At 61.3% G+C, this 25808-nt stretch carries 29 protein-coding genes; 13 read left to right on the top strand and 16 right to left on the bottom strand.

All coding sequences use genetic code 11. The features are described from left to right. Positions 1-29 precede the first annotated feature (29 nt). Positions 30-911: an RNA polymerase sigma-70 factor gene (locus H3005_RS00465; RefSeq protein ID WP_100553656.1), complete on the top strand. Its 882-nt coding sequence runs from the start codon at positions 30-32 to the stop codon at positions 909-911. A gap of 177 nt (positions 912-1088) precedes the next feature. On the opposite strand, the gene H3005_RS00460 is transcribed toward H3005_RS00465, so the two are convergent. The 7 genes from H3005_RS00460 to H3005_RS00430 all read right to left on the bottom strand — a co-directional run bounded on the left by H3005_RS00460 (position 1089) and on the right by H3005_RS00430 (position 5921). Then, positions 1089-2042, bottom strand: coding sequence for an alpha/beta hydrolase (locus tag H3005_RS00460; RefSeq protein WP_191077379.1), 954 nt, complete (start codon positions 2040-2042; stop codon positions 1089-1091). Positions 2043-2135: 93 nt separating this feature from the next. Beyond that, positions 2136-3056, bottom strand: a complete 921-nt coding sequence (locus H3005_RS00455; RefSeq protein ID WP_100553658.1) for an MBL fold metallo-hydrolase — start codon at positions 3054-3056, stop codon at positions 2136-2138. A gap of 314 nt (positions 3057-3370) precedes the next feature. Then, on the bottom strand, positions 3371-3787 hold the full coding sequence (locus H3005_RS00450; protein ID WP_100553659.1) for a hypothetical protein: 417 nt from the start codon (positions 3785-3787) through the stop codon (positions 3371-3373). Positions 3788-3801: 14 nt separating this feature from the next. Continuing rightward, positions 3802-4866 (bottom strand): alpha/beta hydrolase-fold protein, encoded by a 1065-nt coding sequence (locus H3005_RS00445; RefSeq protein ID WP_191077378.1) that lies wholly within the window; start codon positions 4864-4866, stop codon positions 3802-3804. A gap of 76 nt (positions 4867-4942) precedes the next feature. After that, a complete protein-coding gene (locus H3005_RS00440) occupies positions 4943-5242 on the bottom strand; it encodes a hypothetical protein (RefSeq protein ID WP_025879032.1) in 300 nt (99 codons plus the stop codon). A 102-nt stretch (positions 5243-5344) separates the two neighbouring features. Further along, positions 5345-5557: a hypothetical protein gene (locus H3005_RS00435; protein ID WP_223879982.1), complete on the bottom strand. Its 213-nt coding sequence runs from the start codon at positions 5555-5557 to the stop codon at positions 5345-5347. 142 nt (positions 5558-5699) lie between these two features. After that, positions 5700-5921 (bottom strand): hypothetical protein, encoded by a 222-nt coding sequence (locus H3005_RS00430; protein WP_133120099.1) that lies wholly within the window; start codon positions 5919-5921, stop codon positions 5700-5702. Positions 5922-6091: 170 nt separating this feature from the next. Here H3005_RS00430 and H3005_RS00425 point away from each other — a divergent pair, with 170 nt between their 5' ends. Continuing rightward, positions 6092-6394 carry a hypothetical protein gene (locus H3005_RS00425; protein ID WP_100553663.1) on the top strand — a complete coding sequence of 101 codons (303 nt, stop codon included), beginning with the start codon at positions 6092-6094 and terminating at the stop codon, positions 6392-6394. A gap of 17 nt (positions 6395-6411) precedes the next feature. Here H3005_RS00425 and H3005_RS00420 read toward each other — a convergent pair whose 3' ends face one another. Continuing rightward, positions 6412-6732, bottom strand: coding sequence for a hypothetical protein (locus tag H3005_RS00420; protein ID WP_191077377.1), 321 nt, complete (start codon positions 6730-6732; stop codon positions 6412-6414). 195 nt (positions 6733-6927) lie between these two features. On the opposite strand from H3005_RS00420, the gene H3005_RS00415 reads away from it, so the two are divergent. Next, on the top strand, positions 6928-7569 hold the full coding sequence (locus H3005_RS00415) for a glutathione S-transferase family protein (RefSeq protein WP_191077376.1): 642 nt from the start codon (positions 6928-6930) through the stop codon (positions 7567-7569). A 149-nt stretch (positions 7570-7718) separates the two neighbouring features. Beyond that, the gene (locus tag H3005_RS00410) at positions 7719-8039 is read left to right on the top strand and encodes a hypothetical protein (RefSeq protein WP_100553664.1); all 321 of its coding nucleotides are present in this window, start codon (positions 7719-7721) and stop codon (positions 8037-8039) included. A gap of 37 nt (positions 8040-8076) precedes the next feature. Here the strand turns inward: H3005_RS00410 and H3005_RS00405 are convergent, their stop codons facing one another. Then, positions 8077-8454 carry a nuclear transport factor 2 family protein gene (locus H3005_RS00405; protein ID WP_100553665.1) on the bottom strand — a complete coding sequence of 126 codons (378 nt, stop codon included), beginning with the start codon at positions 8452-8454 and terminating at the stop codon, positions 8077-8079. A gap of 124 nt (positions 8455-8578) precedes the next feature. On the opposite strand from H3005_RS00405, the gene H3005_RS00400 reads away from it, so the two are divergent. Together H3005_RS00400 and H3005_RS00395 are read left to right on the top strand one after the other, a co-directional pair. Beyond that, positions 8579-9493 (top strand): LysR family transcriptional regulator, encoded by a 915-nt coding sequence (locus H3005_RS00400; RefSeq protein ID WP_100553666.1) that lies wholly within the window; start codon positions 8579-8581, stop codon positions 9491-9493. Positions 9494-9664: 171 nt separating this feature from the next. Beyond that, a complete protein-coding gene (locus tag H3005_RS00395) occupies positions 9665-10735 on the top strand; it encodes an acyltransferase (RefSeq protein WP_100553667.1) in 1071 nt (356 codons plus the stop codon). 64 nt (positions 10736-10799) lie between these two features. Here the strand turns inward: H3005_RS00395 and H3005_RS00390 are convergent, their stop codons facing one another. From H3005_RS00390 to H3005_RS00375, 4 genes are all read right to left on the bottom strand, one after another. Then, the gene (locus H3005_RS00390; RefSeq protein ID WP_165781004.1) at positions 10800-11045 is read right to left on the bottom strand and encodes a hypothetical protein; all 246 of its coding nucleotides are present in this window, start codon (positions 11043-11045) and stop codon (positions 10800-10802) included. A gap of 418 nt (positions 11046-11463) precedes the next feature. Further along, on the bottom strand, positions 11464-12003 hold the full coding sequence (locus tag H3005_RS00385; RefSeq protein ID WP_191077375.1) for a fimbrial protein: 540 nt from the start codon (positions 12001-12003) through the stop codon (positions 11464-11466). Between the two features lie 806 nt (positions 12004-12809). Continuing rightward, on the bottom strand, positions 12810-14117 hold the full coding sequence (locus H3005_RS00380) for a HAMP domain-containing sensor histidine kinase (RefSeq protein WP_191077374.1): 1308 nt from the start codon (positions 14115-14117) through the stop codon (positions 12810-12812). 32 nt (positions 14118-14149) lie between these two features. Continuing rightward, positions 14150-14854: a response regulator transcription factor gene (locus tag H3005_RS00375; RefSeq protein WP_191077373.1), complete on the bottom strand. Its 705-nt coding sequence runs from the start codon at positions 14852-14854 to the stop codon at positions 14150-14152. A 108-nt stretch (positions 14855-14962) separates the two neighbouring features. Here H3005_RS00375 and H3005_RS00370 point away from each other — a divergent pair, with 108 nt between their 5' ends. The 5 genes from H3005_RS00370 (at position 14963) to H3005_RS00350 (ending at position 21634) form a co-directional block, all read left to right on the top strand. Beyond that, positions 14963-15904 (top strand): retropepsin-like aspartic protease, encoded by a 942-nt coding sequence (locus tag H3005_RS00370; protein WP_191077372.1) that lies wholly within the window; start codon positions 14963-14965, stop codon positions 15902-15904. A gap of 344 nt (positions 15905-16248) precedes the next feature. Then, positions 16249-19620: an autotransporter serine protease gene (locus tag H3005_RS00365; protein WP_191077371.1), complete on the top strand. Its 3372-nt coding sequence runs from the start codon at positions 16249-16251 to the stop codon at positions 19618-19620. A 167-nt stretch (positions 19621-19787) separates the two neighbouring features. Then, positions 19788-20693, top strand: coding sequence for a hypothetical protein (locus tag H3005_RS00360; RefSeq protein WP_191077370.1), 906 nt, complete (start codon positions 19788-19790; stop codon positions 20691-20693). A gap of 22 nt (positions 20694-20715) precedes the next feature. Beyond that, a complete protein-coding gene (locus tag H3005_RS00355; RefSeq protein ID WP_191077369.1) occupies positions 20716-21195 on the top strand; it encodes a hypothetical protein in 480 nt (159 codons plus the stop codon). 166 nt (positions 21196-21361) lie between these two features. Then, on the top strand, positions 21362-21634 hold the full coding sequence (locus tag H3005_RS00350) for a hypothetical protein (protein ID WP_191077368.1): 273 nt from the start codon (positions 21362-21364) through the stop codon (positions 21632-21634). 810 nt (positions 21635-22444) lie between these two features. Here the strand turns inward: H3005_RS00350 and H3005_RS00345 are convergent. After that, positions 22445-23389, bottom strand: coding sequence for an inovirus-type Gp2 protein (locus tag H3005_RS00345; RefSeq protein WP_191077367.1), 945 nt, complete (start codon positions 23387-23389; stop codon positions 22445-22447). 267 nt (positions 23390-23656) lie between these two features. Then, on the bottom strand, positions 23657-23893 hold the full coding sequence (locus H3005_RS00340; protein WP_191077366.1) for an AlpA family phage regulatory protein: 237 nt from the start codon (positions 23891-23893) through the stop codon (positions 23657-23659). Between the two features lie 463 nt (positions 23894-24356). Between H3005_RS00340 and H3005_RS00335 the strand changes: the two genes are divergently transcribed. Further along, on the top strand, positions 24357-24725 hold the full coding sequence (locus H3005_RS00335) for a hypothetical protein (RefSeq protein WP_191077365.1): 369 nt from the start codon (positions 24357-24359) through the stop codon (positions 24723-24725). After that, entirely contained in the window at positions 24725-25054 is a 330-nt protein-coding gene (locus H3005_RS00330; RefSeq protein ID WP_223879981.1) for a helix-turn-helix domain-containing protein, read from the top strand. Before H3005_RS00335 ends, H3005_RS00330 begins: the two co-directional genes overlap by 1 nt. 103 nt (positions 25055-25157) lie before the next feature. Here H3005_RS00330 and H3005_RS20870 read toward each other — a convergent pair whose 3' ends face one another. Then, on the bottom strand, positions 25158-25709 hold the full coding sequence (locus tag H3005_RS20870; protein WP_223879980.1) for a hypothetical protein: 552 nt from the start codon (positions 25707-25709) through the stop codon (positions 25158-25160). Between the last annotated feature and the right edge of the window lie 99 nt (positions 25710-25808).

Genomic DNA, 25808 nt, shown 5'->3' with positions numbered 1-25808 from the left:
ATCGGCGGACCTGTCCCGTCTCTGCTGGCATGGACGACCCCACTGCACTGTTCACCCGCCTACGCCCGCGCCTGTTCGGCGTGGCCTACCGCATGCTCGGCTCCTCGCATGAGGCCGAGGATGTGGTGCAGGACGTGTGGCTGCGCTGGCATGGCGCCAACCAGCAGGACATCGAGAACGCCGAAGCCTGGCTGGTGGCTACCACCACCCGCCGCGCCATCGATGGCCTGCGCCTGGCCCGGCGCACCCGCGAGCACTATGTCGGCATGTGGCTGCCCGAGCCGTTGCTCACTGAAGACACCGGCACACCCGAGTACATGCTGGAAACGGCCAGCGACCTGTCGGTGGCCTTCCTCAATGTGCTGGAGCGGCTGGCGCCGGATGCACGTGCCGCGTTCCTGCTGCACGATGTGTTCGACCAGGATTACGACGTGGTGGCACGCACGCTGGACAAGACCGAAGCCGCCTGCCGGCAGATCGTGCACCGCGCACGCCTGCAGCTGCGGCAGGACCGCCCGCGTTACAACGTGCCGCAGGACGTGCACCAGAAACTGATGCGGCGTTTCGCCGAGGCCATCGCCAATGGCGACTTCAGGACGATGAAAGCCCTGATGGCCGAATCGGCAGTGCTGATCGGCGATGGCGGCGGCATCGTCACCAGCTTCCCGAAACCAATGGTCGGCGGCGCACGCATCGCGCAGCTGCTGTATGCCCCGCACCTGCGTCGCAAGGACCAACTGCGGATGGTCCCGAGCGTGATCAATGGACGACTCGGGCTGCTGCGTTACTTCGATGGCGTGCTGGAATCGGCAATGGCCTTCGATACCAACGGCGAGCAGATCGTGCAGATCCTGGTGCAGCGCAACCCGAACAAGCTGCAGAGCCTGAAACAGCCAGCCTCGATCCAGTAGATCCACGCCATGCGTGGATGCTGTTGGCTTCACGCAAAGCACAGCCACGCATGGCGTGGCTCTACTGGCGGGCTCTCTGCCCTGCATGGATGCGGTTGGCTTCACGCACAGCACAGCCACGCATGACGTGGCCGTACCGCCCTTCTCGCGCCGCCTGCCTGAGGGCTGCGCCTGCTGTTACTTCTGCTGCAGGAACGCCAGCAGGTCCTGGTTGACCTTGTCCTTGTGGGTCTCGGTCAGGCCATGCGGCGCACCCGGGTAGACGATCAGCCTGGCACCTTTGATCAGCTTGGCCGACATCCGACCAGCCACGTCGATCGGCACGATCTGATCGTCGTCGCCGTGGATGACCAGGGTCGGCACATCGAACTTTTCCAGGTCACCGCGGAAGTCGGTCGCCGAGAACGCCGCGATCGAGTCGTAGGTGTTCTTCTGGCCACCAAGCATGCCCTGCGCCCACCACGCATCGACCATCGCCTGGTTGACCTTTGCACCCGGCCGGTTGAATCCATAGAACGGACCAGATGGAATGTCCCTGTACAGCTGCGAACGGTTCTCCCGCTGTGCCTTGCGGATACCGTCGAACACTTCGATCGGAACGCCACCGGGGTTGTCTGCGGTCTTCAGCATGAACGGCGGCACCGAACTGATCAGCACGGCCTTCTTCACCCGGCCTGTGCCATGGCGGCCGATGTAACGCGCCACTTCGCCACCGCCGGTGGAGAAACCCACCAGCGTGACGTCCTTCAGATCCAGCGTGTTGATCACCATGGCCAGATCATCGGCATAGTGATCCATGTCATTGCCGTCCCACGGCTGGCTGGAACGACCGTGGCCGCGGCGGTCGTGGGCGACCACGCGGTAACCGTGGTCGGCCAGGAACATCATCTGCGATTCCCAGCTGTCCGAATCCAGCGGCCAGCCGTGGCTGAAGGTCACCACCGGCCCGTTCTTCGGCCCCCAGTCCTTGTAGTACAGCTGCACGCCATCGGCGGTGGTGATGATGCTGGCGGTGCGCGTGACGCCGCTGGTTGCGGACGGGTAAGCCGGCTCTGCAGCCTGGGCGGACAGGCCCACCTGCATCGACAGGGCCAGGGCAGTTGCGGTGAGCGTGCGGGAAACGGTGTTCATGGTGGACCTCCTGCGGATATGGATGGGTTTCGACAGGGGCTACTGTGCGCCCCTGACCGGGACCATTAGTGACATTAAGTCCAGAAAACTTGATCAAAAATCCCAGAACACCGGCACCCAGCGGAACGCCTGACCCTCGCGCGACACGCGACCCACCGACGGGAACGGCAGGTGCGTGGCCACCAGCATCTCGCCGGTACCGGCCAGCGCGTCGAGCAGTTCGATGCGCACGCGCGCCGCTTCTTCCGGGTCGTGCTCGAAGCCGTTGTGCCAGTTCGGTTGATCGAAACCGACCGCGAACACCGCATCACCCGCAAAGGTCAGCGCTTGGCCACCCGACGCAACGCGTACCACGCAGTGGCCCGGCGTGTGGCCACCAGTGCGGCGCGCGACTACACCCGGTGCGATCTCCTGCTCATCCTCGAAGGTATGCACGAAGCTGCCGTACTCGGCCCAGAAATGCGTGGCGGTCGCCCGCAGCGCGTCCGGGAACCCGTGCGGCATGTTGGTGCGGGTGAAGTCGGGCGATTTCCAGAACGCCACTTCCGATGCCGCGACGTGGATCTTCAGGTCCGGCCGCAGCTGCGCTTTCACACCGTCCACCAGCAGGCCGCCGATGTGATCCATGTGCATGTGGGTGATCACCACATCGGTGATCTCGCCCAGGTCGATGCCGGCGGCGCCGAGGCGACGGATCAACTGGCCAGCGCGCGGCAGCTGCAGGTCCGGGTCCATGCCCAGGCCGGCATCGATCAGGATGGTGCGCTCACCGCTGTGCACCACCATCACGTTCAACGCCCAGTCGAAAGCATCCTGTGGCAGGTACATCTCGTCGAACCATTCGGCACGCTCGGATGCCTGCACGTTATGGCCGAGCATCTGCGTCGGCAACGGCAGCACGCCGTCGCTGACCACGAGCACGTCGATGTCACCGACTTTCAGTGCATAGCGCGAGGGAACAAGCTCGTCGAGTGCGGGTGCGGCGTGGGTAGTGGTGTTTTCCAGGCTGAACATGAGGCGGTCTCCACGAAGGTTGGCTGGCAGGCAAACAGGCAGGCAGGGCTGGCTGGCATTTCCGGGCCAAGCCTTCGCGCGGCGCAGGGCAAGGCACTGCCGGGGCAGCAATGCCCCGCAGCACAGCACCGCGTGGTTCGATTGAAGGCGACGTCCACGAACTGTCGTGGGCCCGGAGCACGGCAAGGGCCGTGTGGGATCAGCGTAGGCAACGCAGGGAGTGCGCAGTAGACCCCCAGGCGGGCTCGCGATGTTGCCTTCCGGGAAGCAGTGGGCACGTTGCCCGCTTCGGCAGGCGGCGGCCGCTCACTCAGTCAGGGCGCAAGCAGCGCCACGATGGCCTTTGGCAGAAACAATGCTGCGGCAACAGCCACCGACAGGATCAGCACAACCTTGACTGTCAGCGGGCGACGACGCGGGTTGCTGAAGTGCAGGCGTAGATCGCGCAACTCCGCTTCCAGAGCGCGACGTTCACTCGCCCCGCGCTGCTGTGGGGCGGACAACTGCCGCTCCACCTCGCGCAGGCGCTTCATCAGCTCCCGCGCAGGTGTTGTCCGCAGTATCTGCTGGTCAATTGCCTGCAAGCGCAGCGACAGCGGCATCAGCGCCTCCGCGAACTGCTCCGCAGGCAGCTGCCTGGCAGCAAGTCGGGCCGCTTCGAGATTGATCTCGGCTTGCAGCGCAGCACGCTGGGCATGCAGCCGTTCAAGCCGGTTTCCACGCAGACCCATTGTTGCTCCTTGACTCAGCCGTCCTTGCCCATCATCCAACGAATTGCCTGCGGAAACGAGGTCTTCCAGTCGTCCGGATAGAAATGGCCACCGCCATGCGTACGCGAACGTAGTTCGTTGCCATCGCTGAACAGCGCGCGGAAGTCCGCACTCATCTTCTGGTTGGCCGGCCCTTCCTGTTCGCCGTTGATGACGAACACCCGCTTGCCGCGTGCACTGCTCTGCGTAGGCACCGCCTGGCGCCAACCGCCCGGCGACACCAGCAATGCACCGGAGTAGTCATCCGGGTGCTGCGCCAGCAGCGCACCCGCATGCTGTGAACCCTGCGAGAAACCCATCAGATAAACCTGCTTGCGGTCGATGCACTGGCGTGCGGCCAGTTCATCCAGCCCCTTCTGCACCACCTTGTGCGTGCCTTCATAGGGGCCGGTCCAACTGAAGCTGTCGAACGACTCGCGCATCTCCGTACCGTTGATGCCCAGCAGCACCACACCAGCGTCCGCCAGCGGCTGCTTGCTGCTGTCCAGGCGGCCGTTGATGCCGTAGCCGTGCAGCCACACCAGTACCGGCGCACAGGCCGTCATCGCAACACTCTTGGAAGGTTGCAGTACCGAGATGGCGCCCACCTTGCCTGCAGATACCTGCGCATAGCGCGCCTGCGTGTTGCCCAGCACCCGCTTGAAGAATGACGTTGCGCGCAGGTGCTCGAAGTCATCGTTGTCGGCCAGCGCGGGCGCGAACCACATGCCACGCTCGTCGGCTTCACGAAGATAGCGCTCGGCAAGCGCATCGTCACCGCGGCGAGCGAACAATGCCGCTGCACGGTACGGCGCCAATGCCAACGTTGCGTCTTCGCGGCTTGCCGCCAGATAGAGCGCCAGTGACTGCAGCAGCGTGGCGTCTTCCTCTTCAGCCTTTTCCATCAATTCCTGCGCATCATCGGCATTGATCAAGGCATTCAGCACAGGGCTGATCGACTTGAACGCGATGGTCGACGCGCTGCCCTGTTCGTTGGCAAGTGCGGTTGGTGCACACGCAGCGAGCGCCATGAAAACAGCGAGAGCAGACAGCTTTGGCATGGACATCTTCCGTGATTGCGGCGACGCGCGGGGCGCGCAGTCTAGCAACCTCGGGGCCGATCAGATCAACGTGCGCTCAACCGTAGGCAGGATGGCTGCCGGTAAGCACGCCCATCGAGAACGCGTAGCCCGCTTCTTCCAGCAACAGCCGCATGCGCAGCTCAGCGCGGCGCGGAACGCAGAGCCCGCTGGGTGCGTACAACGCATAGACGAAGCCGGCACCCTCCACATGCTCGCGCCGGACCGAACAGTTGTTGGTCTCTGCGGCATCGGACCACACGGCCCGCAGCTTCTCCGGGCCGATGGACTGGCCGTTGCGCAGGCGGAATGTCAGCCAGCGCACGCCCAGCGGCGGATGATAGGTCAGGTTAGCCATTGCGCACCTTCAATACGGCAGCGGAGCTGGTTCAGGACGCAAGGTCGCTGAAAAGACATGACGCTCGCTTCCATTGGGATTCGAGCATACGCCTGCGCAATGTCACTCCAGACTGCGACCCGCCAGTGCGGTCTCCTCGATCCGTTTCGCGCAGACGAAGACAAACGCCTCGTCCTGCTGCACCTTCAGGAACGAATCCAGCCAGCGCGCAGCGGCGCCGCGGTTGCCGATCACACCGCCCAGTTCCTCAGTGAGGCAACGGGCACACTCCATGCCACCCGGACTGGGTGCCTGGCAGGCGCGGCATCGCGCCATCGTCGTCGTCCTTGCCGGTCGGCACTGGTACATGATCTTCGTCATCAGGCTTACCGCGCGGGCATGGGATGGCATCAGCGCTCTTCCAGAACGTTGGACAGAGGAAAGCCGCGCAACGCGCGGCCTTTTCTTTGCTTACTGCTCAGCGACGGGCGTCGCGGCCCGGCTCGCTCTTCTGTTCCTGTCCGGACTTCTGCGGGCCACCTGGCTGGTCGTCCTGCTGCTGTTCCTGCTGGCCCGTTTTGCCATCCTGCTTCTGCTCGCCACCCAGTTCGTTGCCATCGGTCTGCCCCTGCTGGGCGGCCTGCCGGGTATCGGTCGAGGCGTTGTTGCGGTCGGTCTGGCCTTGCGTGTTGTTGTTCATGTCTTGCTCCACCGCAGCCATCTGCTGCAACGCCACTGTGTGCTTCGGCCGGTTACGCAGCTGCATCGGATCGTGCGAATAATGAACAGCCGCCATGAACGGACCGGCAGCACCAACACAGGGTGCTGACACGCGGAGGTATACGTTGGCGTTCCAACAGGAGAAGTCTCATGGAACGCACCACCAACAAGGACTTCGTTGACGTCGAACGCGAGCTGCAGCACTGGCAGGCCGCATTCCAGACGGGCGATCTGCCCGCCATCAACTTCCGCCACGAGGTTGCACCGGTCATCCGCCTGGCGTGCGATATCTACGTCCGCAACCCACACGGCACGCGCACGGCGTGGCTCACCGACCTGCAGTCACGGCTCGCACTGCGCACCAGCCTGCGTGGCCACCCGGGGTCGGCGGAAATGGCGATGGGCTGCTGGGCCCGCCTGTCCGGGCCGGCGCTGCTTCCGCAAGCGGGCTGACAGACTCTGCGGGCAGATCACTCCTGTCCGGCAAGCAGGTTGCCTTCCTGCATCAGTTGATCGTTCAGGTTGTTCACCAGCGCAATGACAGCATCGGCCAGGGCACGCGCATCGGCGATGGAGCCATGGAAGGCGATGCGGGTGCCCTCCACCTTCACTTCCGCCAATGAAAGCTGCGACGCCAGCGTCGCGCATTGCTGCAGGAAACGGTCAGTCCACTGCTCATCCGGCGCCTGGTCCAGCAGCGCAGTGATCGCTTCATCGGCAGCCGAATCCACCTGCTGGTGAAGCCGAGGCACGTCGAACCCAACGATCCGCGGCAGTCTGGACGTGCTCACGTACTTCCCCAAGGGTGTGCAGAAGACCAGTATCGCGTCACCACGCACCCCGTGCGAACCGCCCGACGTGAACCGTTCATCCTGGCGGCCTTGGCTTGCCTGCTCGGAAAGTACCTGTGTCGATTTCAGGGCTCCTCGTACGTCAATGAAAGGAAGGCCGGCCAAGCAGGTCGGCTATCGCCGATGGACAACCCGATGACCCCGATCCTGACCGCATTCAAGCACTCCCCGGACCGTGGCCAGGGCCTGGCCCGCGACATGCGCGTGCGCTGGGCGCTGGAGGAGCTGGGCGTGGCGTACGACGTCCATCTGCTCTCCTTCGAGGAGATGAAGCAGCCGGCACACCTGGCGCGGCATCCCTTCGGCCAGATTCCCACTTACGAGGATGGCGAGATTGTGCTGTTTGAATCAGGCGCGATTGTCCTGCACCTGGCCGAACAGCACCCTGGGCTGCTGCCCGACGATGCGAGCGCACGCATGCGTGCGATCACCTGGATGTTCGCCGCACTGAATACCGTGGAGCCGCCGATCGTCGAACGCTCGATGGCGTGGGTGCTGGAACGCGAGCAGCCCTGGTATGCGCAGCGGCTGCTGATGCTCGACGAACGCGTGCGCAGGCGCCTGGGCGAGTTGTCCGCGCGACTCGGCGATGCGCAGTGGCTGGACGGAGACTTCAGCGCCGGCGACCTGTTGATGGTGTCGGTACTGCTGCGGCTGCAGAGCAGCGGCATCGTCGATGCGTATCCCGTGTTGGCCGCCTACATCGTCCGCGCGACGGAGCGGCCGGCGTACCAGCGCGCGTTCGCAGCGCAGCTGGCCGTGTTCCAGAACCAGTAGCTCCACGCCATGCGTGGAGAACGCCATCTGCACACTGCAACCATTCCCCAGCGAATGGTGAACACCCAGTAAAACGTGCATCCCGCGGCATATCCATCGTCATGCGCCATCGCCTACGCTCCGGTTTCGCCACTGCCCGGAACCGGATCATGCCCCTGATTGCCGTCGCACTTGCCTCCGCACTCTCCGCCCTGCCCGACATTGCCTGGGAACGCGAGCGATCCGAAGATGCGCACCAGCTCACGCTGTGCCAGATCCACCGCGATCAACTGATGGATCGTGCAGAGAACATGGACACGCACCAGCAGGCCAAAGCGGTCTGCGATCTGCTGGCACGCGAATACAGGCAGAAGTGGGACTTCGACGCGCACGATGCGCTCGCAGCACAGGCGGTGGATATCGACGAGCTGGTGCGGCGCGGAGATGCGGTCGAAGTGCCCCCGGGCAAAGCGGATTACGTTTTTGATTGATGCCGACGGCACCACCAGCACCAACACCGGCCAATGCTTATTCCCTGAAGAGGCCTGCAAAGGTCTGGATCACGATCTTGCCATCGCGGACGATGAGCGTATCGGTCGCCATGATTGCGTTCTTCGCGCGCCAGCGGATGTAGGCGGTCTCACCATGGACTGCCAGCTCATCGATGGTGATGTTGCGCGTGCCGTCCGGGAAGTAGTCGCGGTAGACCTGCACGAAGGTCTCGTGGATTTCTGCATGCCCTTTGATCACAGACCCCGTCCCATTGATGATGATGGCGTCCGTCGCGTAGTCCGCCAGGGTCCGGTCCACATCGCCCAGACGGAAGGCCTCCAGATGCCGGTCCAGCACCATGCGGGTTTGTGACGACTGCTCGGTGAGATTCTGCGGAAGCGTTTGCGTGGTCATGGCATATCCAGAATGGGGAGAGGCGCCGCCTGTCTGGCGGCACGGCTAGGATCGGGGCGCCTGCCGTTTCCCGGTAGTCATCAATCGGTTGAATCACTTGTGATGATTGATTGAGAATGCCCCCATGGAGACCTTGTCCAACCTTGAGTGTTTTGCCCGCGCGGCGGCCACGGGAAGCTTCTCCTCGGCCGCAAAGCAGCTGGGGCTGACACCTTCAGCGGTCAGCCGCAATGTCGCGATGCTTGAGCGGAATCTTGCGGTCCGGCTCTTTCACCGGACCACCCGCAAGCTGACACTGACCGAAGCCGGGGAGCGCTTGGCGGACTCGATCCGGTCCAACCTCGAGGGCCTGCAGGATGCGATTGCCGAAGCCTCGGACCAGCAGCAGGAGCCCTCGGGTGTCCTCAAGGTCAGCATGGCGAGCGTGTTCGGCATGGATTACGTCCTGCCCCTCCTGCCTGGCTTCCTCGCGGCGTACCCGAAGATCAGGATCGACTGGCAGCTGGACAACCGGCATGTCGACCTGGTTGCTGAAGGTTACGACGCGGCGATAGGGCGAGGCTCTGAGCTCACTCCGGGCACCATCTCCAGGACGCTCGCCCGCGTGCGCATCGTGGCAGTCGCATCGCCCGCCTACATGAAGGCACGGCGCCCTCCAGCGTCGCCACAGGACCTCGCCGGACTCGACCTGATCGACATGCGCTCGACGCGCACGGGGCGACTCGTGCAATGGATGCTGCGGGACGAACACGGCAACGAAGCCGTGTCCCCTGTTGGTGAGCGGATCATCTTCGACGACCCCGGCGGCCTGTGCAAAGCAGCCGCGCTCGGCCTTGGCGCCGCCTTCGTGGCGACCTCGCATGCCCTGCCCTACCTGCAGCGCGGCGAGCTGATTCAACTGCTGCCGAACTGGTCAGCCGACGGCGGACCGATCTCCATCTACTACGCCAATCGCCGCTACCTGCCGCCGAAGACGCGGGTCTTTATCGACTACGTTGCCGGCGCATTCCGGGATCAGGATCTGGCGGGGAGATTCTGAGGGATTTCGCCTGGGAGTATTCTTGAATCTGCCGCGGTCGCTGAAGTGCACAGGCGCGGGCGCGGCGGGGCGCTTCAAGCACGGCTCGGCGCCGCTCGTCCCTGTCCTGGCGATCCAGTGCAGTGCGGCGCGGTCAGGTGGTAGCATGCGGCCCCACATGGAGCGCGAAGAATGGGCACGCAGCAACGAATGGACTCGCTACAGTGCCTGCGCGGCGTGGCAGCGCTTGCCGTAGTTCTGTTCCATCTCCGCGGTGTCGAAATCAAATACCTGCAAGGCCCGGCGATGCTCGACGCGGTGGCAAGGTATGCCGATGCCGGGGTCGATCTGTTCTTCGTGGTGTCTGGCTTCGTGATGACCACCATCGCCGCCGGTCGTTATACGAAGGCGGGCGCGAGTGCGCAGTTCCTGGTCAAGCGTGCCTGGCGTGTGCTGCCGATGTACTGGATCTTCACCACCCTCGTCGTGGCGCTGATGGCAGTGGTTCCCTCAATGGTGAACAGTTCGTATGCCGGCCAGAGCGTGCTGGCCTCCTATCTGCTGATTCCTCACGCCCAGTTGCCCGTACTGACGGTGGGCTGGACGCTGGTGCATGAGGCCTACTTCTATCTGGTGTTCGCCGGTGTCATCGCGTTTGTACCGGAGCGCTTCGTGCCGGCCTTTCTGTTGCTCTGGGCAGCAGCCATCGGCGTTGCGCCATGGTTGCCGCCAGGTCCGACTACGCCGGCCCACGTTCTTGTCACCAACCCGCTGACCTATGAATTCATCGCCGGTGCCCTGCTCGGGCTTTACTGGCGTCATATCCCGGCACGGCTGGGATTGCCGTTGGTCGTCGCTGGCGTCGCAGTCGCCGTGTCTGCAGCGGTGGCGCTACCTGAGGCAGGACCAGCGACAATGGCCGTCGGCACTCGGGTCGCATGCTTTGGCAGTGCTGCTGTGCTTCTGCTGGCTGGCGCTGTTGTCTGGGAAGCCAGGGGCGGGTTGCAGGCGCCGCGCTGGCTGACTCTGCTGGGCGATTCGTCCTATTCGCTGTACTTGACCCACATCTTTGTCATATCAGCCATGGGGCGCGCCTGGGCAATGCTCTCGCCGGCGCCTGGCTGGGCCGGGCACTTGATGTTCGTGGTGGTAAGCGCGTTCGCTTGCTGCGTCGCAGGCTACATCGTGCACGCTCTGCTTGAGCGTCCTCTGCTTGCGCTACCCAAGCGCTGGGGCGCGGCGCGGAGACAGCAGGCAAGCTAGCCGCCTGGGCGATCAGGCCAAAGATGAGCCGCCCGCAGGCGGCTTGTCGGAGGCGCGGAGTTCGTTACAGGCTGGGCAGTCCAGATCGGGCTACGTCGAAGTAGTCACCGGTCATCTCGATGTCGGCATGTCCAGCGCTTGGCAACGCTTCAGTCGCATGGCGATGAGCGAGAGAGTAATCGCCGAGGATGAGCGGTTCTCGATGCACGGTCGAAAGCACCGGGAAATTACCGACACCGAGGGCAACCGTGGCGACAAGCAGGATGCGGCCGGGCACAAATCGCCAACCACTACGGGTCGCTACGATCACGACGTGCCAGTCGTGAAACCACCGCGCGAGCGCCGATTCTTCCCGGCAATTTTCCCTGCGGCACAAAAAAAGGCACCTGGGCAGAAGCCTAAGTGCCTTTTTTGGTGGCCCACCAGGATTCGAATAAGATAGGCAACTATTTGTTTTATATGAAAATCGAGCGCACAGCAAAAGAATCGGACTCGCTATTTGCCTCACATTAGGATTGCCTGCGACACGCCTCGGATCACGAACGAACCCCATATTTCCAATCCAAGGTGGGCTCAGTGATTGCCCGCAACCTCACACAGAAGGATCGCCACTACAGCTGCTCCACAAGCAGCGCCCCCGCCATCGCTGCGGTCCGTAACGCAAGGTACGCGGAGTACATCAAAGCACTGGCCGACGCGTACGTCAGCCAATGAGCGCGCAGCAACGATCAGTTGTAGATGATCGTGTACTTGACGCTGCTTTTTACTTCACCTGGAGTGACGTTCGGAAACCCGTAGTACTGAACGTAGTAGTTCAAGTTCGCGGTCCCGTCGGCGGCCACGGTCACCCACTGGGAGTTTTCCTGTGCTTGATTGGAGCCCGAGGCAAAGATCCGCAGAACTTCATTGTTCGAGCCCAGCAGTTGCAATTGCACCATTTGGGCATGGTTGCTGCTCGAAGCCTGATTTATCAGGAAACCGGTTTTGGAGTCGACGGTCGGACCTGGCTCAAAGTAGGTAGCAACGTTGCCGGGACTGCAATTGGTCAGGTTGATCGAGAACGGTGTACGACCAGCCGTCTTCCAAAAATTCAAGCTGCTTACGGAAACCGTGGGCAAGCTGACAGAGAAATCCTTCCCACCCGGGGTAGCGATGGTGCAAGTCTTGTCGGTCACCTTGCCGTTGAAGGTGACGTTGCCGTCGGCGGCGTTCGCCGAGAGCGGCGCCAAGGTGATCATTAAAGCAGCCAAGCATTTGATCTTGTTCAATTCAATCAACCTGAGACAAAGTGGAATTCAGGAGGCAGCCCGACCCAACTCACAAGACGACCCTTGGACGATCAGCACGCGAGTACGTGCCGAGACGCCAAGATTGGCAAAGCCAGAATTGTGACACAAGTACCACTTTACGCACTCCTAGCGCGAAGTTCACAATTCATTCACAATTTACCGGTGGGCGATGGCCGCTTGCGCTGTCGCCGTCCTTGCGATGGCACCGCGTACCTCACCCATTCTTGAGGCCTACTGCGTCGGCGGGGCAGTGAACAAGCTGCGAAACAGCCACGCGGATCTGCTGCAGCCGCTGGTTTAAAAGAAGAGACTCGAACCGCTGGCCACCCTTATCGAATCTGCACCGGCGCGGCGCTACCTAGGCGCCTTCAAGTCGAGCGGCCTGCGGCCCCGGATGATGATGGCCTGATGATGGCCTGATCATGGCCGGTCGCGGTAAGCTCTTCAAACTACAGCAGATCTGGCTCCTGCCGGTCGGGTCCACCCAATGCGCCCATAGGAAAGCCACTATGCTCGCGTGTGCGCGGGTGAACTGCACCATCTGGATCTTGCCGTCTGGTCCTTCTACGTACTCGTAGAAGGGGTCGGCCACCATCGTGTCGCGGGTATGGCCAAAGGCCGGCGCCCAGAACTTCTCCAAGCTGTCCCGCCGAGCGCTATAGGTGCAAGGCAATCGCTGGGAGCAGCGCGCCGGCTCTTAGGACATACCCGTTTCCGCACACGAAGCTACAGCTCCGCTCAAAAGTCTTTGCATCGACAGGTTCACCAGGTAATTTCGGACGTACTCATCGGTCGCGACATTGCATTCTCCGAAGAACCATCCGCGCGACCAAACCACCACCTTCTCGATCAAGCAGCAGTAGTTCTCCTCCATGGCGACGTGCAGCATTTGCTACAATCGCTAAGCCCAAGCCTGCCCCCCCGGTAGTGCAACTGCGCGACTCCTCCCCGCGTTGGAACGGCTGTAGCAGTCGCACGCGATCTTCAGCTGGGATACCGGGCCCGCGATCAGCAACTTCCAGCAGCAGCACGTCGTCTAAGCGATGGATCCGGAGTTCCACCGACCCTGCATACCGGCCCGCGTTGTCGATTAAGTTATCCAGCGCACGACGCAGCAACAGCGTATCGGCTTCCCACGGCAGGCTATCGGGCAGATTGGCCTGTACTTTCACTCCGCGCAGGCCGGCCGCGTGAGCGCAGTCATCCACGAGACTCACTATGTCCAAGTGCTGTATCGATGGTGGATCCAGTTGACCTCGCGAATAATCCAACACTTGCTGAATCATCGCATTCATCCTCTCGATATCTGCCACCATTCGCTTTGCCGGCTCAGGTGGCGCAAGAACCGCACGGATCCGCAGGCCGGTTAGTGGCGTGCGTAGATCATGTGCAGCTGCGGCCAGCAAGCGTGTCAGGTCCTCGGCTTGTTCGCGCAGGCGGGCGCGGCTCGTATTAATCGCCTCCGCCAGCATCCTCACCTCGCGTGGACCATCAATGGGAAGCGGCTTCATTGATCGGAGGTCAAATTCGGCACTAGCGTCAGCAAGTCGCCGTAGTGGTCTTCCAAGGCGGTAAGCGGCCCACGCCGCCAGCGGCGCCAGCAGCATCGTTCCTGCAAGGAATGCCAGCAGCGCTTGACGCCTCCAGATCGCCAAGTCGGAGTGGTCGATGCCAACGACCTGCCAGCGACTGTCACCGCGATGTACGCCCAATTCGAAGGGGGGTAAGTGCAATGCTGCCAACTGGTCCTCAACTACCGGAGGCTTGCCCACCTTTCCCGCCCCTGGCAGTACGTAGTTGGCGACGATGTGCACATCCGGCACCTGCGCGGAGCTGCTCCAGACCAGTCTCACCCGCGATATCGGTAGACCAAGCTGTTGCGCCGCTACCAAAGACAACCAGTGGTTACCATTGCCTGCAGGCGGAACAGATTGCTCCTGCAACCGCAGGCCCGCAGGTGCTGCTGCGATCTCGCCTCTTAGCACTTGAGCAGCCTGGTCAATCCGCATCTGAGGGGCCGCAGGACGCGGCAGCCATCCCACGACTGCCACGCTAACGAGTGTGGCCAGCAACTGACTCGCTAGCGCCAGCAAGGCGATCCAACCGCTGGTGGGCCAAGGCTGTCTCACAATCGCTCCACTGTGGGACCGAACCGGTAGCCATCACCGCGCAACGTCAGAATCAACGACTCCCCTCCCCTTGCTGCCTGCTCCAATTTGCGACGCAGGCGGCTGATCGCGAGATCGATGGCACGGTCTACGCTGTCACTATTATCCCCATTAACGAGCTGCATCAGCTGCTCCCGACCAAGGACGCGCCCTGTCCGCTCGGCCAGGGCCTGAAGTAAAGTGAACTCGCCACGGCTCAGAATGACGTCACTGCCATCGGGCGCTAGCAATCGGCGCTGTTCTGGGAGTAGCCGCCATCCTGCGAAGCGAAGTTCGAGCACCGCTTGCACCTGCACTTTCTCCTGCCGTCGCAAGAGCGCGCGCACGCGAGCCAGCAGTTCTCGAGGATCGAACGGCTTGGCCAAGTAATCGTCGGCGCCAACTTCCAGCCCAATCACGCGGTCTGACACACTCCCCATTGCCGACAACATCAGGATCGGAATCGCCCGTGCCTGCAGCCGCCGGCAGACTGATAGTCCGTCCTCTCCCGGCATCATCCAATCCAGAATGATCAGAGCGGGTCGTCCAGTTTGCAGTAACGAATTCAATGCCCTTGCATCAGCCGCCCTACGGGTCGCATAGCCATGCAGCTCCAAGCACTCGGCGATTGCATCGCGAACGCTTGGGTCATCATCAACCACTACGATCTCAGGATTCTTCATGAGCAAAGTATCAAGTTGATTTGTATCACTACGGTATCAACCTAGACATCAGGACGATACGTCGGCGAGCACAAATGGTGTCCGCGCCCACTCCGCCGGAAATGCCACATGTACTTCGCCCCGCTTCCCATGCTCGCTCTTGCTTTGTCGATTCCGGCTACCAATGCCCCGGTAGCGACCCCGGCGGAGATCCTACCGATGGAGATGGATGACAACAACCATCCCGTGATAAACCTGAGCCTTAGCGGGCGGGCCGACCCACTGCGCTTCATCACGGATAGTGCGGCGGGTGCGACGTTGCTCGACTCGTGCATCGCTCGGCGCCATGGGTTGGAGGATGACAAGGCCGGCGCGACCCTTGTGCAGGGGGCCACTAACAACAGAGCAGAAATCCGTCGGCTGCGCAGCACGACCTGGAAGCTGGGCAACCTGCAACTGGAGGCCGCAGTCATGCAGGCTGATCTCGGCGGGTCGTCGTGCAAAGACGCTTCCGGAATGGCCGGCATCCTTGGCAATGACATTACCCGGCGCTGGGATACCCGCTGGGATTTCGCAGCCAAGCAGCTGCAATTGTGGCCGCCCGGAAGTCTGCCCAATGGCGCACATTGTCAGGCCAATGCACTGCCTGCACGCAAATCAGGTTTACAGGGCTTCGGCTTCATCAAGGTCTTCCTGGGCAAGGAGGGCGTGGAGGCGATTGCATTGGTCGATACGGGCGCCGCAGCGACTGTCCTTAACATCGCTGCGGCGCAGACTCTGGGAGTTCGTACCGACGGAAGCGATGCACGGGTGAAAGTGTCAAAAAGCAAATTTGCCGGCTTAGGTGGCAGGGCGCAGTCCAGCTGGGCCTATGAACTACCCGCCATGGCCAGTGGCAGTTGGCAGCGACCGGCGATGGAGGTGTTCATCAGCGAAATGCAGGTGTTCAACACTCTCGGCTTGGCAGAGCGCCCCGCACTGATCTTGGGTAACGACGCAATGGCGGGCGCCCAAATCGACATCACCGCAGGCGCAGGGCGCATCTGTCTGCAAGCGCCCCCTGCCAGCTAATCACTCACATTTCCCTGGCACGACTTGACCACGAAGTTGGCCGGGTCCGGCTTTGGACGCACATGAACAATCTTAATTTGTTATGAAATAACATTGCAAGTGCGTTACGTCTATTGCGGTTGATCGCCGTCACATATTTGAATGGGGTGGCCCAGCCATGAATTTCTGCCGTTTATTAATGGGCATGAATAAATGCGCGGATGGACCAGGGTCTCGAACTCGCAGTTCCGTTTTTTGGACGGCGCGGGAGCCAGCGTCTTGGGGCCAGTTGCCACGAGCCCGAGTGCTTGGCACCGAAGTGTCGTTCACATTCCCGATGTTCTCTTACTCAAGGAAGCTGCCTGATGACTCGTCCGCTGCATGACCGTGCACATCGTTCTCCGATGCCCAGCCTTCTGGCGACTGCTATCGCCGGCTCACTACTGCTGGCAGCAGCACTACCGTCCAAAGCAAGCGTGTCTCTTGAAATCTGGAAACAGCAGCGCCAGCTCCATGCTGCCTGGACGCAAACTCCGGACGCTCACCTACAAACCGCTGCAATCGCAAGCGCCACTTCCCCACCAGTAACCACCAGTACGTCGATCTCTGGCAATCCGGGCGATCCGAGCAGCTGGCACAGCCAGGAATTCAAGGAAGACTGGGGTCTGGCTGCTATGCGTGCCGACTATGCCTATGCACGCGGCCTAACGGGGAAGGGCGTGCGCTTGGCCGTGTTCGATACCGGCTCGGCACTGGCCCACCCAGAGTTCGCTGGTCGCAACACCTCCAGCGTCACCATCGGTCCAGACTGCGCCTCGCCAGGTACTGTCCGAGGGACCGGAGTCTGCAGCCAGACCCGAGGCGACCAGCCGGGATACAACTATTACGGGCTCGGATCCGGCGCACCCGCAACGTTACAAGCAAGAATCATAGCTGCAAAGGCGGCTTGGGGCTTCCGATACGCCGACCACGGAACACACGTAACGGGCACTGTTGGCGCCAGTCGCAACGGAACCGGTATGCATGGGGTGGCATTTGATGCCGACCTAGTCGTCGCACGCGTATTCGGTGACAGCTACTATGAATGGGACAAGAAAACACCTACCAGCTCTAATTACACTGCGAACATTGTGAGTCGCTCCGACCCCAGTAGTTCCTCCATACTGGACATGTACACGCAGATCGAGAAGCAAGGCGTGCGTGCAATCAACCACAGCTGGGGCCTTCCCACCAGCAGTAAAACGGCTGCGGAGCTCGATGCTCAGTACAAGCCTATTGAAGCCGATTACGCTGTCTACGCCAGCATCCATAACAGCACAGCTGCCAAGCCTGGCTCGCAACTGATTCAGGTCTGGTCGGCTGGCAATGGCAGTGGTGCATTTGCTGGCGTAACCGCTTCGCTGCCACGCTGGAATCCAGAGATCGAACCCTACTGGTTGGCTGTTGCCAACGTGAGACAGCCGGATGCGGCCAAAAGCGAAACCGACTTTACGATCTCCAGCGGATCCAGCATCTGTGGCGCCGCAGCCAATTGGTGCATCTCCGCACCTGGCACTGATATCTATAGCACTATCGTCTCTGGTGATATCCAAGGAAGCTTGGACAAGACCTCAACTTACACCCGCCTGATCATCACCAAGGAAGACCCCAAGTACGACTACGAAAAGAAGAGTGGCACCTCGATGGCCGCTCCACACATCACGGGCGCATTGGGGCTGTTGTTCGAGCGCTTCCCCTATCTGGACAACACGCAGGTGCGCGACGTCCTGCTGACAACGGCGCGTGACCTCGGCACGCCGGGAGTGGACGATGTCTATGGCTGGGGCATGGTCGATCTGCGCAAGGCCATCGAGGGCTATGGTTCGCTGCGCGTGGACACCGACGTGGTGATGAACCAGAAGGCCGGCGGCCTGAAAGTCTGGGAAGGTGACGCCTGGGACGACTGGACCAACGACATCACAGGCCCCGGCAAGCTGACCAAGTCCGGCATCGGTTGGCTGCGCCTGAGCGGCGACAACAGTTTCAATGGTGCGGTGCTGCGCGAGGGCACGCTGGAGTTGAACGGCAGCAACGCCCTCACCTCGGCGGTCGAGGTGCAGAATGGCCAGTTCCTGCTCAACGGCACTATGGTTTCCACCGCACTGAACACCACCGGCGGCGTCAGCACGATCAGCGCCAGCGGCGTACTGAAGGACAGCAACCTGGTGGTCAACGGCGGCGTGGTCTCCTTCAACGGCACGCAGAGCGGCGGCACCACCACGGTCGGCGCCAACGGCCTGCTGAAGGGCATCGGCACGCTCGGCAACACCAGCGTGGACGGCATCATCGCGCCAGGCAATTCCATCGGCACGCTGACCATCAATGGCAACTACGTGCAGGGTGCGACCGGCGTCTATGCAGCGGAATTGGTCCCGGGCGGAGGAAGCGATCAGCTTCATGTAACAGGGACCGCCGTTCTCGATGGCACTTTGGCCGCGCTGCCAGCACCTGGCGTGTACTACCTCGGCGAGCAGTTCAACATCCTGCGCGCTGAAGGCGGTATTGGCGGCCAGTTCGCCAAGACCGATTTCAGCTCCTTCTCTCCCTTCCTGCAGTTCAGTATTGCCTACGAGAGCAATGCTGCGCGGATCGATGTCGCCCGTGGCGCTTCGCTGACCACCGCCGCCCATACGCCCAACCAACGTGCAGTGGCGGCGGCGGCCGACCTGCTGCCGATCGCCCAGGGCCTGCCAAAGCCGCTGACCCAGCTGTTCCCCCAGCAGGTCGGTGGCGTGCTCGATGGCCTCAGCGGCGAGCTGCACCCGGCCACCGCACTGGCCCTGGTCGAGAGCAGTCGCTATGTGCGAGATGCCGCGCTGTCACGCCGTGCCGGTGCAGCCGCGCCCGGTGCCCAGGCAGGCGATGCCACCGGGGTCTGGGTACAGGCGATCGGTGGCAACGGCAAGCTGGATGGCAATGCCGAAACGGCACGTACCGAAGCCAACAGCAACGGCCTGCTGGTCGGCATCGACCGCGAGTTCGATGGATGGCAGGTCGGCCTGCTGGCCGGCACCGGCCGCACCGACGTGAAGCAGCAGGATGGCCGGCGTGCCAAGTCGAAGATCGACAACACCCACTTCGGCGCCTACGCCAGCCACAACTGGGGCGGCTTCGGCCTGCGCGGCGGCGTGGCCTGGAGCAAGCACGAAGTGGACAGCACCCGCGAAGTGGCATTCGCGGGCTTCAGCGACACCCTGAGCGCGCGCTATGACGGTCGCACGCGTCAAGCTTTCCTTGAAGCCGGTTATCGTTTCGGCGGACCGGAGGGCGGGTTGGAGCCGTATCTGCAGGTTGCGCGTGTGGAGGTGGATCTGAAGCGCGTCAACGAACGCGGAGGTGCAGCGGCGCTGCAAGGCGAGGTCGACGACACCGGCACCACCGTAGCCACCGCCGGTCTGCGTTTCGACAAGGGACTGAAGGCCTCGTTCCAGCAGGAAAGCTGGCTGCACCTACGCGGTGCGGTGGGCTACCGCCAAGCATCTGGCGACCGCAGCCAGGTGGCCAACCTCGCCTTCGTCAACGGTGGCACCTCGTTTGCAGTCAGCGGCGCTCCCATTGCTGACAACGCGGTGGTGGCTGAAGTGGGCTTGTCGGCGTGGCTGAGCCCGCGTCAGCAGCTGGAACTGGGCTACAGCGGCCAGTTCGGCAGTGAAAGCCGCGACCACGGCGCGAACGCACGGTGGTCCGTCCGTTTCTGAGCGCCACTGGGCTGATGACGACGCAGGGGCGGCCCTTCTGCCGCCCCGACTTCTTCGCACCAATAGCCCAAGTCCTAGACGTCAACGCTACAGCACGCAGCATGTGCCATGCGGCATTAGAGATGCTCTGCAGCTAGATCAACATCCAGTTCATGGAAGGAGAACAAATGCCTCAGAAGCTGAGAATCGCAACCTGGTCATTCCTGCTCGTGCTCGCCGGTGGGCTAGCTTGGTATGTAGTATCGCAACAGACAGCGCACCCACTCAGCCCTGAACCGATCGTAGAACGGTCCCACCCGGAGCGTTCGGTAGTTCCGAGTACGCAACGCTCATACCCCCAAAGCAGCGCCCACTCATACCTCTGGAGTCTTGCCGACTCCAAATCGGCGCGCACCAAGTTCAGCGAACTTCGATCGCGGGCAGAAGCTGGCGACGCAGTCGCGCAACGAGACTTGGCGGAGCTCTATCAACGCTGTTCAAGCTTCAGCATTTCCCCGTCGAACATGTACGCGATGCTGGACGCATACGCGCGCATTCGTGGCGTTGCAGAGAGCTCCTACGACGATATAAAGAAGCGATTCTCGACCACCTGTTCGGCTTTGGATGGCGGAGAAGTCATACCAGAAGAAGCATACACAGGCTGGTTCCAGCGAGCCGCACACCAGGGTGACGCCTACTCCAAGGTCGCTTTGGCTTCCAAAAGCTGGAGTGACCTCAAGGATGAAGAATATAAAGACCTCGCGCGTGACGTAGTCAATTCTGCTGACCCGGAAGCGATCTTTGCACTTGGCGACCTGCTTGCACTTGCGCCGGAATCGAGCGACCTGTCCGAATTCAAATCAATCTCCACTGGGCCATACGCGAACTATGCGTGGGGTATAGCCGCATGTCGAATGGGCGCTGATTGCGGCCCCGCCTCTTACCGGACGGATTCGCTCTGTGTAAATACGGGAATGTGTGGAAACGGAAATTTTGAAGAGACCATCAGGACCCACGCTGTACCAGCCGGTCAACAGGATTCGCTGGATAAAGCAATAAGAGAAGTGTTGAAAGTTGTAGATAAAAAACCCTAGAAAATCTACAAAAGGAATTCTGATGACCCGAGTTTCCAGAAGGAAGAAGTGGAGCTTTTTCGGCTTGATCTTCACCACTTTTGCCGTCGCCGCCGCGACGGTCACGATCAACGCCGCCGCATATCCTTACAACCAAGTGCCCGCAGCACAGTCACTATCCGCCTTCGAGATGGCAGAACTGCGTATTGCCGGCCTTACAGGCTTGGCTGGCATGTACCGAATTACACATGGACTGGGATCCCTGCCTATCGGCAGCAAGATCAAAGTCACTTGGGGTGATGGGTCCGTTGAAGAAGGTGCCGTCGTTTGCCTGGCCGGCTCTGTCTGTGTCAAGCCAGTCCCCGGGACTCAAAAGGCAGCCAGCGGTGGCGGTGGCGGTGGCGGCTATTCCGGGCCAATTTCGAGTGGGAGCTATGGCGGCGGCGGTGGCGGCCGGACTGGCAGCGTCAGCGTCGGCGGGCCTTCGCCCATTAAACCCGGTCGCCCCACTCACGAAAACTGATCACCAAAGATCGCTGCATGCGGCGGCTGCACCGGCCGCCGCGACAGGGGCCCGCCTCTGCGCTTCGCGCCCCCGCTCCAGATCGTCCGTCACGCCACAGCCTCCTACGCGGGGGCCGGAAACGGGCGAGAGATAGGAACCATCAACCCTCTAGGAGTTGCAGCCGATGGAACTTGCAGCTTTTTTTGTGGCTTTCATGACTGCAGTGGCCTTTGCTTCGGGTCTTCTTGGCTCCACGGCATGGAGAGCCGCGCTTATGGGAGCAAGCGTCAGCTTTGTGGCAAGCGCTTTTGTGCCCGTCATCCAGGGCGGCATCGTAGGTTGGGAGGGTATCTACTTGATCGCGATCAGCTCACTCCCGGCTCCCTTGGCAGTGGCTGTTATGGCCTTCACGGTAGCCAAGCTCAAGCGACAGGTATGCACCACACCATGCACATGACAGAACGCCCACTCATGTAGCAACAGCGTCCAACTAGCCATGCAGGCCAACTCTTCGCAGGCAAAGCAGACTGCACGAGAACTAGAGATTTCTAAAGGGCGAGATTCATGAATCAGGCTATCGACAATAGAGCTCTTCGAATAGATCGCAGAAAAGCCATTCTAATTCTTGTCCTTGCGGCAGGAATAGCGTTTGCATTCAAATCACTAGAGTTTGTACGTGGCCCATACGTATGCGACACCGACTGTGGCGTAGCCTCCCCTCTCCCAGATATCGCAACTGTGCAACACATCAAGAACTCTCGTGGATTGATCGACCGGCTCCCAATTTTCGCATGGGCATCGGGAACAACCTATCTGATCTGCAACGCTACCCATTGCGCCACTTATCGCCAAACATTTTCAGGTAGGTACGTCACTGACCGGCGGACACCTATCACTCCCAGCCCTGAAGCTGATGAGATTCAGTGGATTCGGCTTGGCCCGAGTGGCATGTAGCCACACTCTTACCTTCCTGGCCTAAGCAACACCAGCAACCGCAATGTAATTGCAAATCACTGATTCTATTTGCCTTTATTTCAACTCCCCGCAGGCCCGACTCGCGAAACGACTCACTATACGTACGGCTGCCCTTAGGGCTTGACCCGAGCACATGCCGGTCAAGCCAAGCGGCAGCACGACGGGGGCCGACCTTAAATCAGCGTACGCAGGGGCCGCCTGCGTGCAACAAGAAGGGCCGTCAGGGCATTGTCCTGCCGGCCCAGTAAGGTGCTTGGGGCCCACGCCACCGTTGGCTTGTTTGTGCCCGCCGCTAAATCGCAGGGCGGAGCTGCATGCCAATGGTAGGAACGGGCGCCTGAGGCGGCGCTTTGGTCCGCCCAGTGGACGCGCTGCTGGTGGCAAACGTCCTGGTTCGCTTGCCAGCTTGGAAGCGCAGGTACAGGTCGACCTTGGTCAGGTAACGCATTGCTTCTTCCACATATGACCATTTCACGTCATCCATGCGGTTGACCATGCCGATGCCGCAACGCTCGTAGTCCTCCTTGCTCTTGTTGCAATTGAAGTACATACCCTTGCCTTCGGTGACCTCGTTCTGCCAGTGCCTACCGAGGACGTCTGCCAGCACGATATCTTTGGCTACGCGCTGGCCGTCGAAGAAGATAGCCATGTGGAAGTGATAGCCCTTCTCGAAGCCATACTCCATCTTCCACATGTAGCCCGCGAGGTGCTTCCCGTACGGCCCCTTGCGCAGATACTTGAGGAGCTTGTCTCGATGAGCCTTCGCCTCATCCAGGGTCATTGCTTGTCCCCGGAATCCCACGCCCGGGCAGTAGGTCGAGAAGTACTCGAAGTCCACCCTTAGCACCAGCAGCTTTGAGTAGCGCCGTCGCAACCCTTCAAGCAGAGTCTCACAGGCCGTTGAATTCGAACGCTCGCTGCGTTTCATGTGCTTCAGGTGCGTCTGCAGCTCCTTTCCTTTGCCATGCGCACGAGCCTCTGCAATAGCCGCGTCCAGGACCGCGATATCCTCAGGCCAAAGCCGCTGCCCCATTGGATAGATGTGACCAAAGAACCGCTTGAAAAGCATAAAAAGCGGGCTGTGGCGATGCTGCGGAAACTGCTCGTCGATCACGCGCAGATCCGACTTCAGGCAAAGGACAAGCGCATCACCAATGCGCGTACGCTCTACAAAATCACAGCCAGCGTGCTTGTAGCAGCGGAAGAGCGGGCCTTTGCTGCCGATGAGCTTACCCATCATGTCAACGATTCGCTTTACTTCGAATACGGCATCCAACTGGTGGGTGATGTACCTCGTTCCATCCTCTCCCCAGACGTACGCCCGCTGGTGCATTAGACCACTAGCAGTTTTCATAGTGATACCCGTTTTGCCCAACTAGTGCGACTCACATATAACAACATTCATTCCTACTATTCTGCGCCAGCCGCGTGGCAATTTCTCCCTGGAAATGCGGCACTATTGGGGGTGAAGAGGACGGAAGAGCCAATGCTCGTCCGTGGAAAGTTAGCGCTCTTCCGGCGCCCCCTCCCTTGCCTGCATCAGGCCGACAACGAAGCTCTCGATCTCGTGCTCAATGAACCCTACGGTTGAGCCGAGACGAATGGGTTTGGGAAACGCCGGCAAGTAGCTCGGTGAGCGCTTGTTGAGGTAGGCGTAGAGAGTCGACCTTGCGATGCCCAGCCGCGCTTGGACCTCGGCGCGACGGAGCATCCGGATGTGTGAAGGAGAGTCCTTGTCCATTGCCTTCTTGCTCTGTGGAAGTGAGGCGAGCGTACGTAGCCGTTGGCGGCGCATACCAGCCCCTCCGAACAGTCACCCAATTTCACGCCGATAAGCTGTTGAAATTAAAGGAATGCAGGCAGAGGGGGATATAACTGTTTTTTTGGGGGGGATCCAACTTTCCAAGTCGCGGGGCCCAGGATGGCGCCCCGCAGGTCACTCAGTCGGCGCTGTTCCGTGCCAACAGAGCAGTCAGAAAGACAACCGCGAAGGCGGCCAGGTACTCGAGAGGGGAATGGGGTCGTTCGATGAACACGATAAGCTCCTAGTCAGTAGGGAGCCGGCATTGCGCCGGCATAGAGGAGAGGCTGCGGCCTCTCCCTATCGTGTTATGGGTTTGAAATCCCGTTGATTGATCTGCGGGGTTCCGGCGTAGCTCGTGCTGTGGCAGGGTGTTCGGGGACACGTGTAGGCGGAGATCTAGATGGACACCTCTGAACCCGAAATTTCCCTGCAGGACGAGATCAAAGCTCTCCGCCAGCAGTTGGCGGTCCTTCGTTTCGATATTTCGGGCAAGGAGTGGCTCACCGTTGACGAGGCGGCCCACTATTGCGGCGTGTCGTCCGGCCAGTTCCGGAAGAACGCTCCCGATCTCGGCCTTGTCCCTAGGAACTTCATGGGCAAGCAGCTTTATGAGAAGAGTGAACTCTATCGGGCTATTCACAACGCCAGCGACTGGACCACGCGTGGGCGTGTTGGCTCCAACACTCCATCTATTCCCCCAAGGTCTGCGCAGGTGGAAGAGGCTCTTGCCCGCCTGAGGCGCTATGACCAACGAAGGGGAAAGGGCTGATGGATCTGGCTGACAAGCTGATGACGCTCGCTCAGGCAGCTGAGCTTTGTGCATGCCACCCTCGAACCCTTCGCAGCGCGATCAATGATGGCCAGCTCACCGCGATGCGTCTGGGGCAGGGCGCGAAATCGGATCGAATTCATGCCGCCGATCTAGAGGCATGGTGGCAGCGGTCTCGGTACGTGCCCCCGCCCATGCCGGTCGTCCCGAAAGCATCTTTCACCAAGCCACTCACATCATCTGCTGAGGAGCGGATTGCAGAACTACTGGCGACGAAGCGAACCAAGTCAGCTGCCAAGACTGCGACTGTGCGTCGAAAAAAGAAGTAGTCCGTGTGGCGGAGATGTCCGGGAGCCGGAGTAGTCCGTCTGCAGATCTTCCGTGCCTATGGCCCGCTCGTCCGACGCCGGAGATTGTTCCCGGCCCCTCCAATCAGGTGGAAAGGCCTCGCGGCACCACCTGCAAGCCTGCTTGCCACCTCGTCGGCTGCGTCCCATCCGCCCTAAGCCAAGCCTTCATCGGGTCTTTCATCCTGGGCTTGGTCACCGCTGGCGGCCGACATGGCTCCAGGGCTTCCTTGACCCGCTCTAGCTCCTTCAATCCGGCCTCGGCCAAGCGGCGAGCCTGCTGCAGCTGCTCGGGTGTCGGCGGGAGGCCGGGCGGCGGAGGTAGAGGTAGAGGTTCCCTCGGGCTGTCGTCCACCATCCTAGCCACAGCGGCTCGCAGGCGCATCTCAGGGTAGAGCCTGGCCGCGCACCACCGCTCGGCGTAGCGCTTGCCCTGGTCGATGCTCGCCGCCCATACATCCTTGGTCTGCCACATCTTCCGGGCATCGAGGTGCACACGCACCCCGCGCTCCTTCGCTGGCGAAACCTGGGCGATCTGCCGGCCGCTCCACCACAGCACCCAGGTATCCCTCAGCTGGACCCAGCCAGAGGGTGGCAGCGCTGAGCGGAAGCCTTGGTAGCCGTGAGAAGGAAGCATGGCCGAAGGATACGGAGACCCGTCGCAGGTGCTGCGAACCACTCGTGCGAACCACTCGACTGTCTCGCAAGCTCCATACCTAAGCCCCACCTCTACATT

The organism is Stenotrophomonas sp. Br8 (genome assembly GCF_014763005.1).
GTDB lineage: Bacteria > Pseudomonadota > Gammaproteobacteria > Xanthomonadales > Xanthomonadaceae > Stenotrophomonas > Stenotrophomonas lactitubi.
Note: the sequence above shows the minus strand (reverse complement) of the source record. Positions and strands in the feature narration are given on the sequence as shown.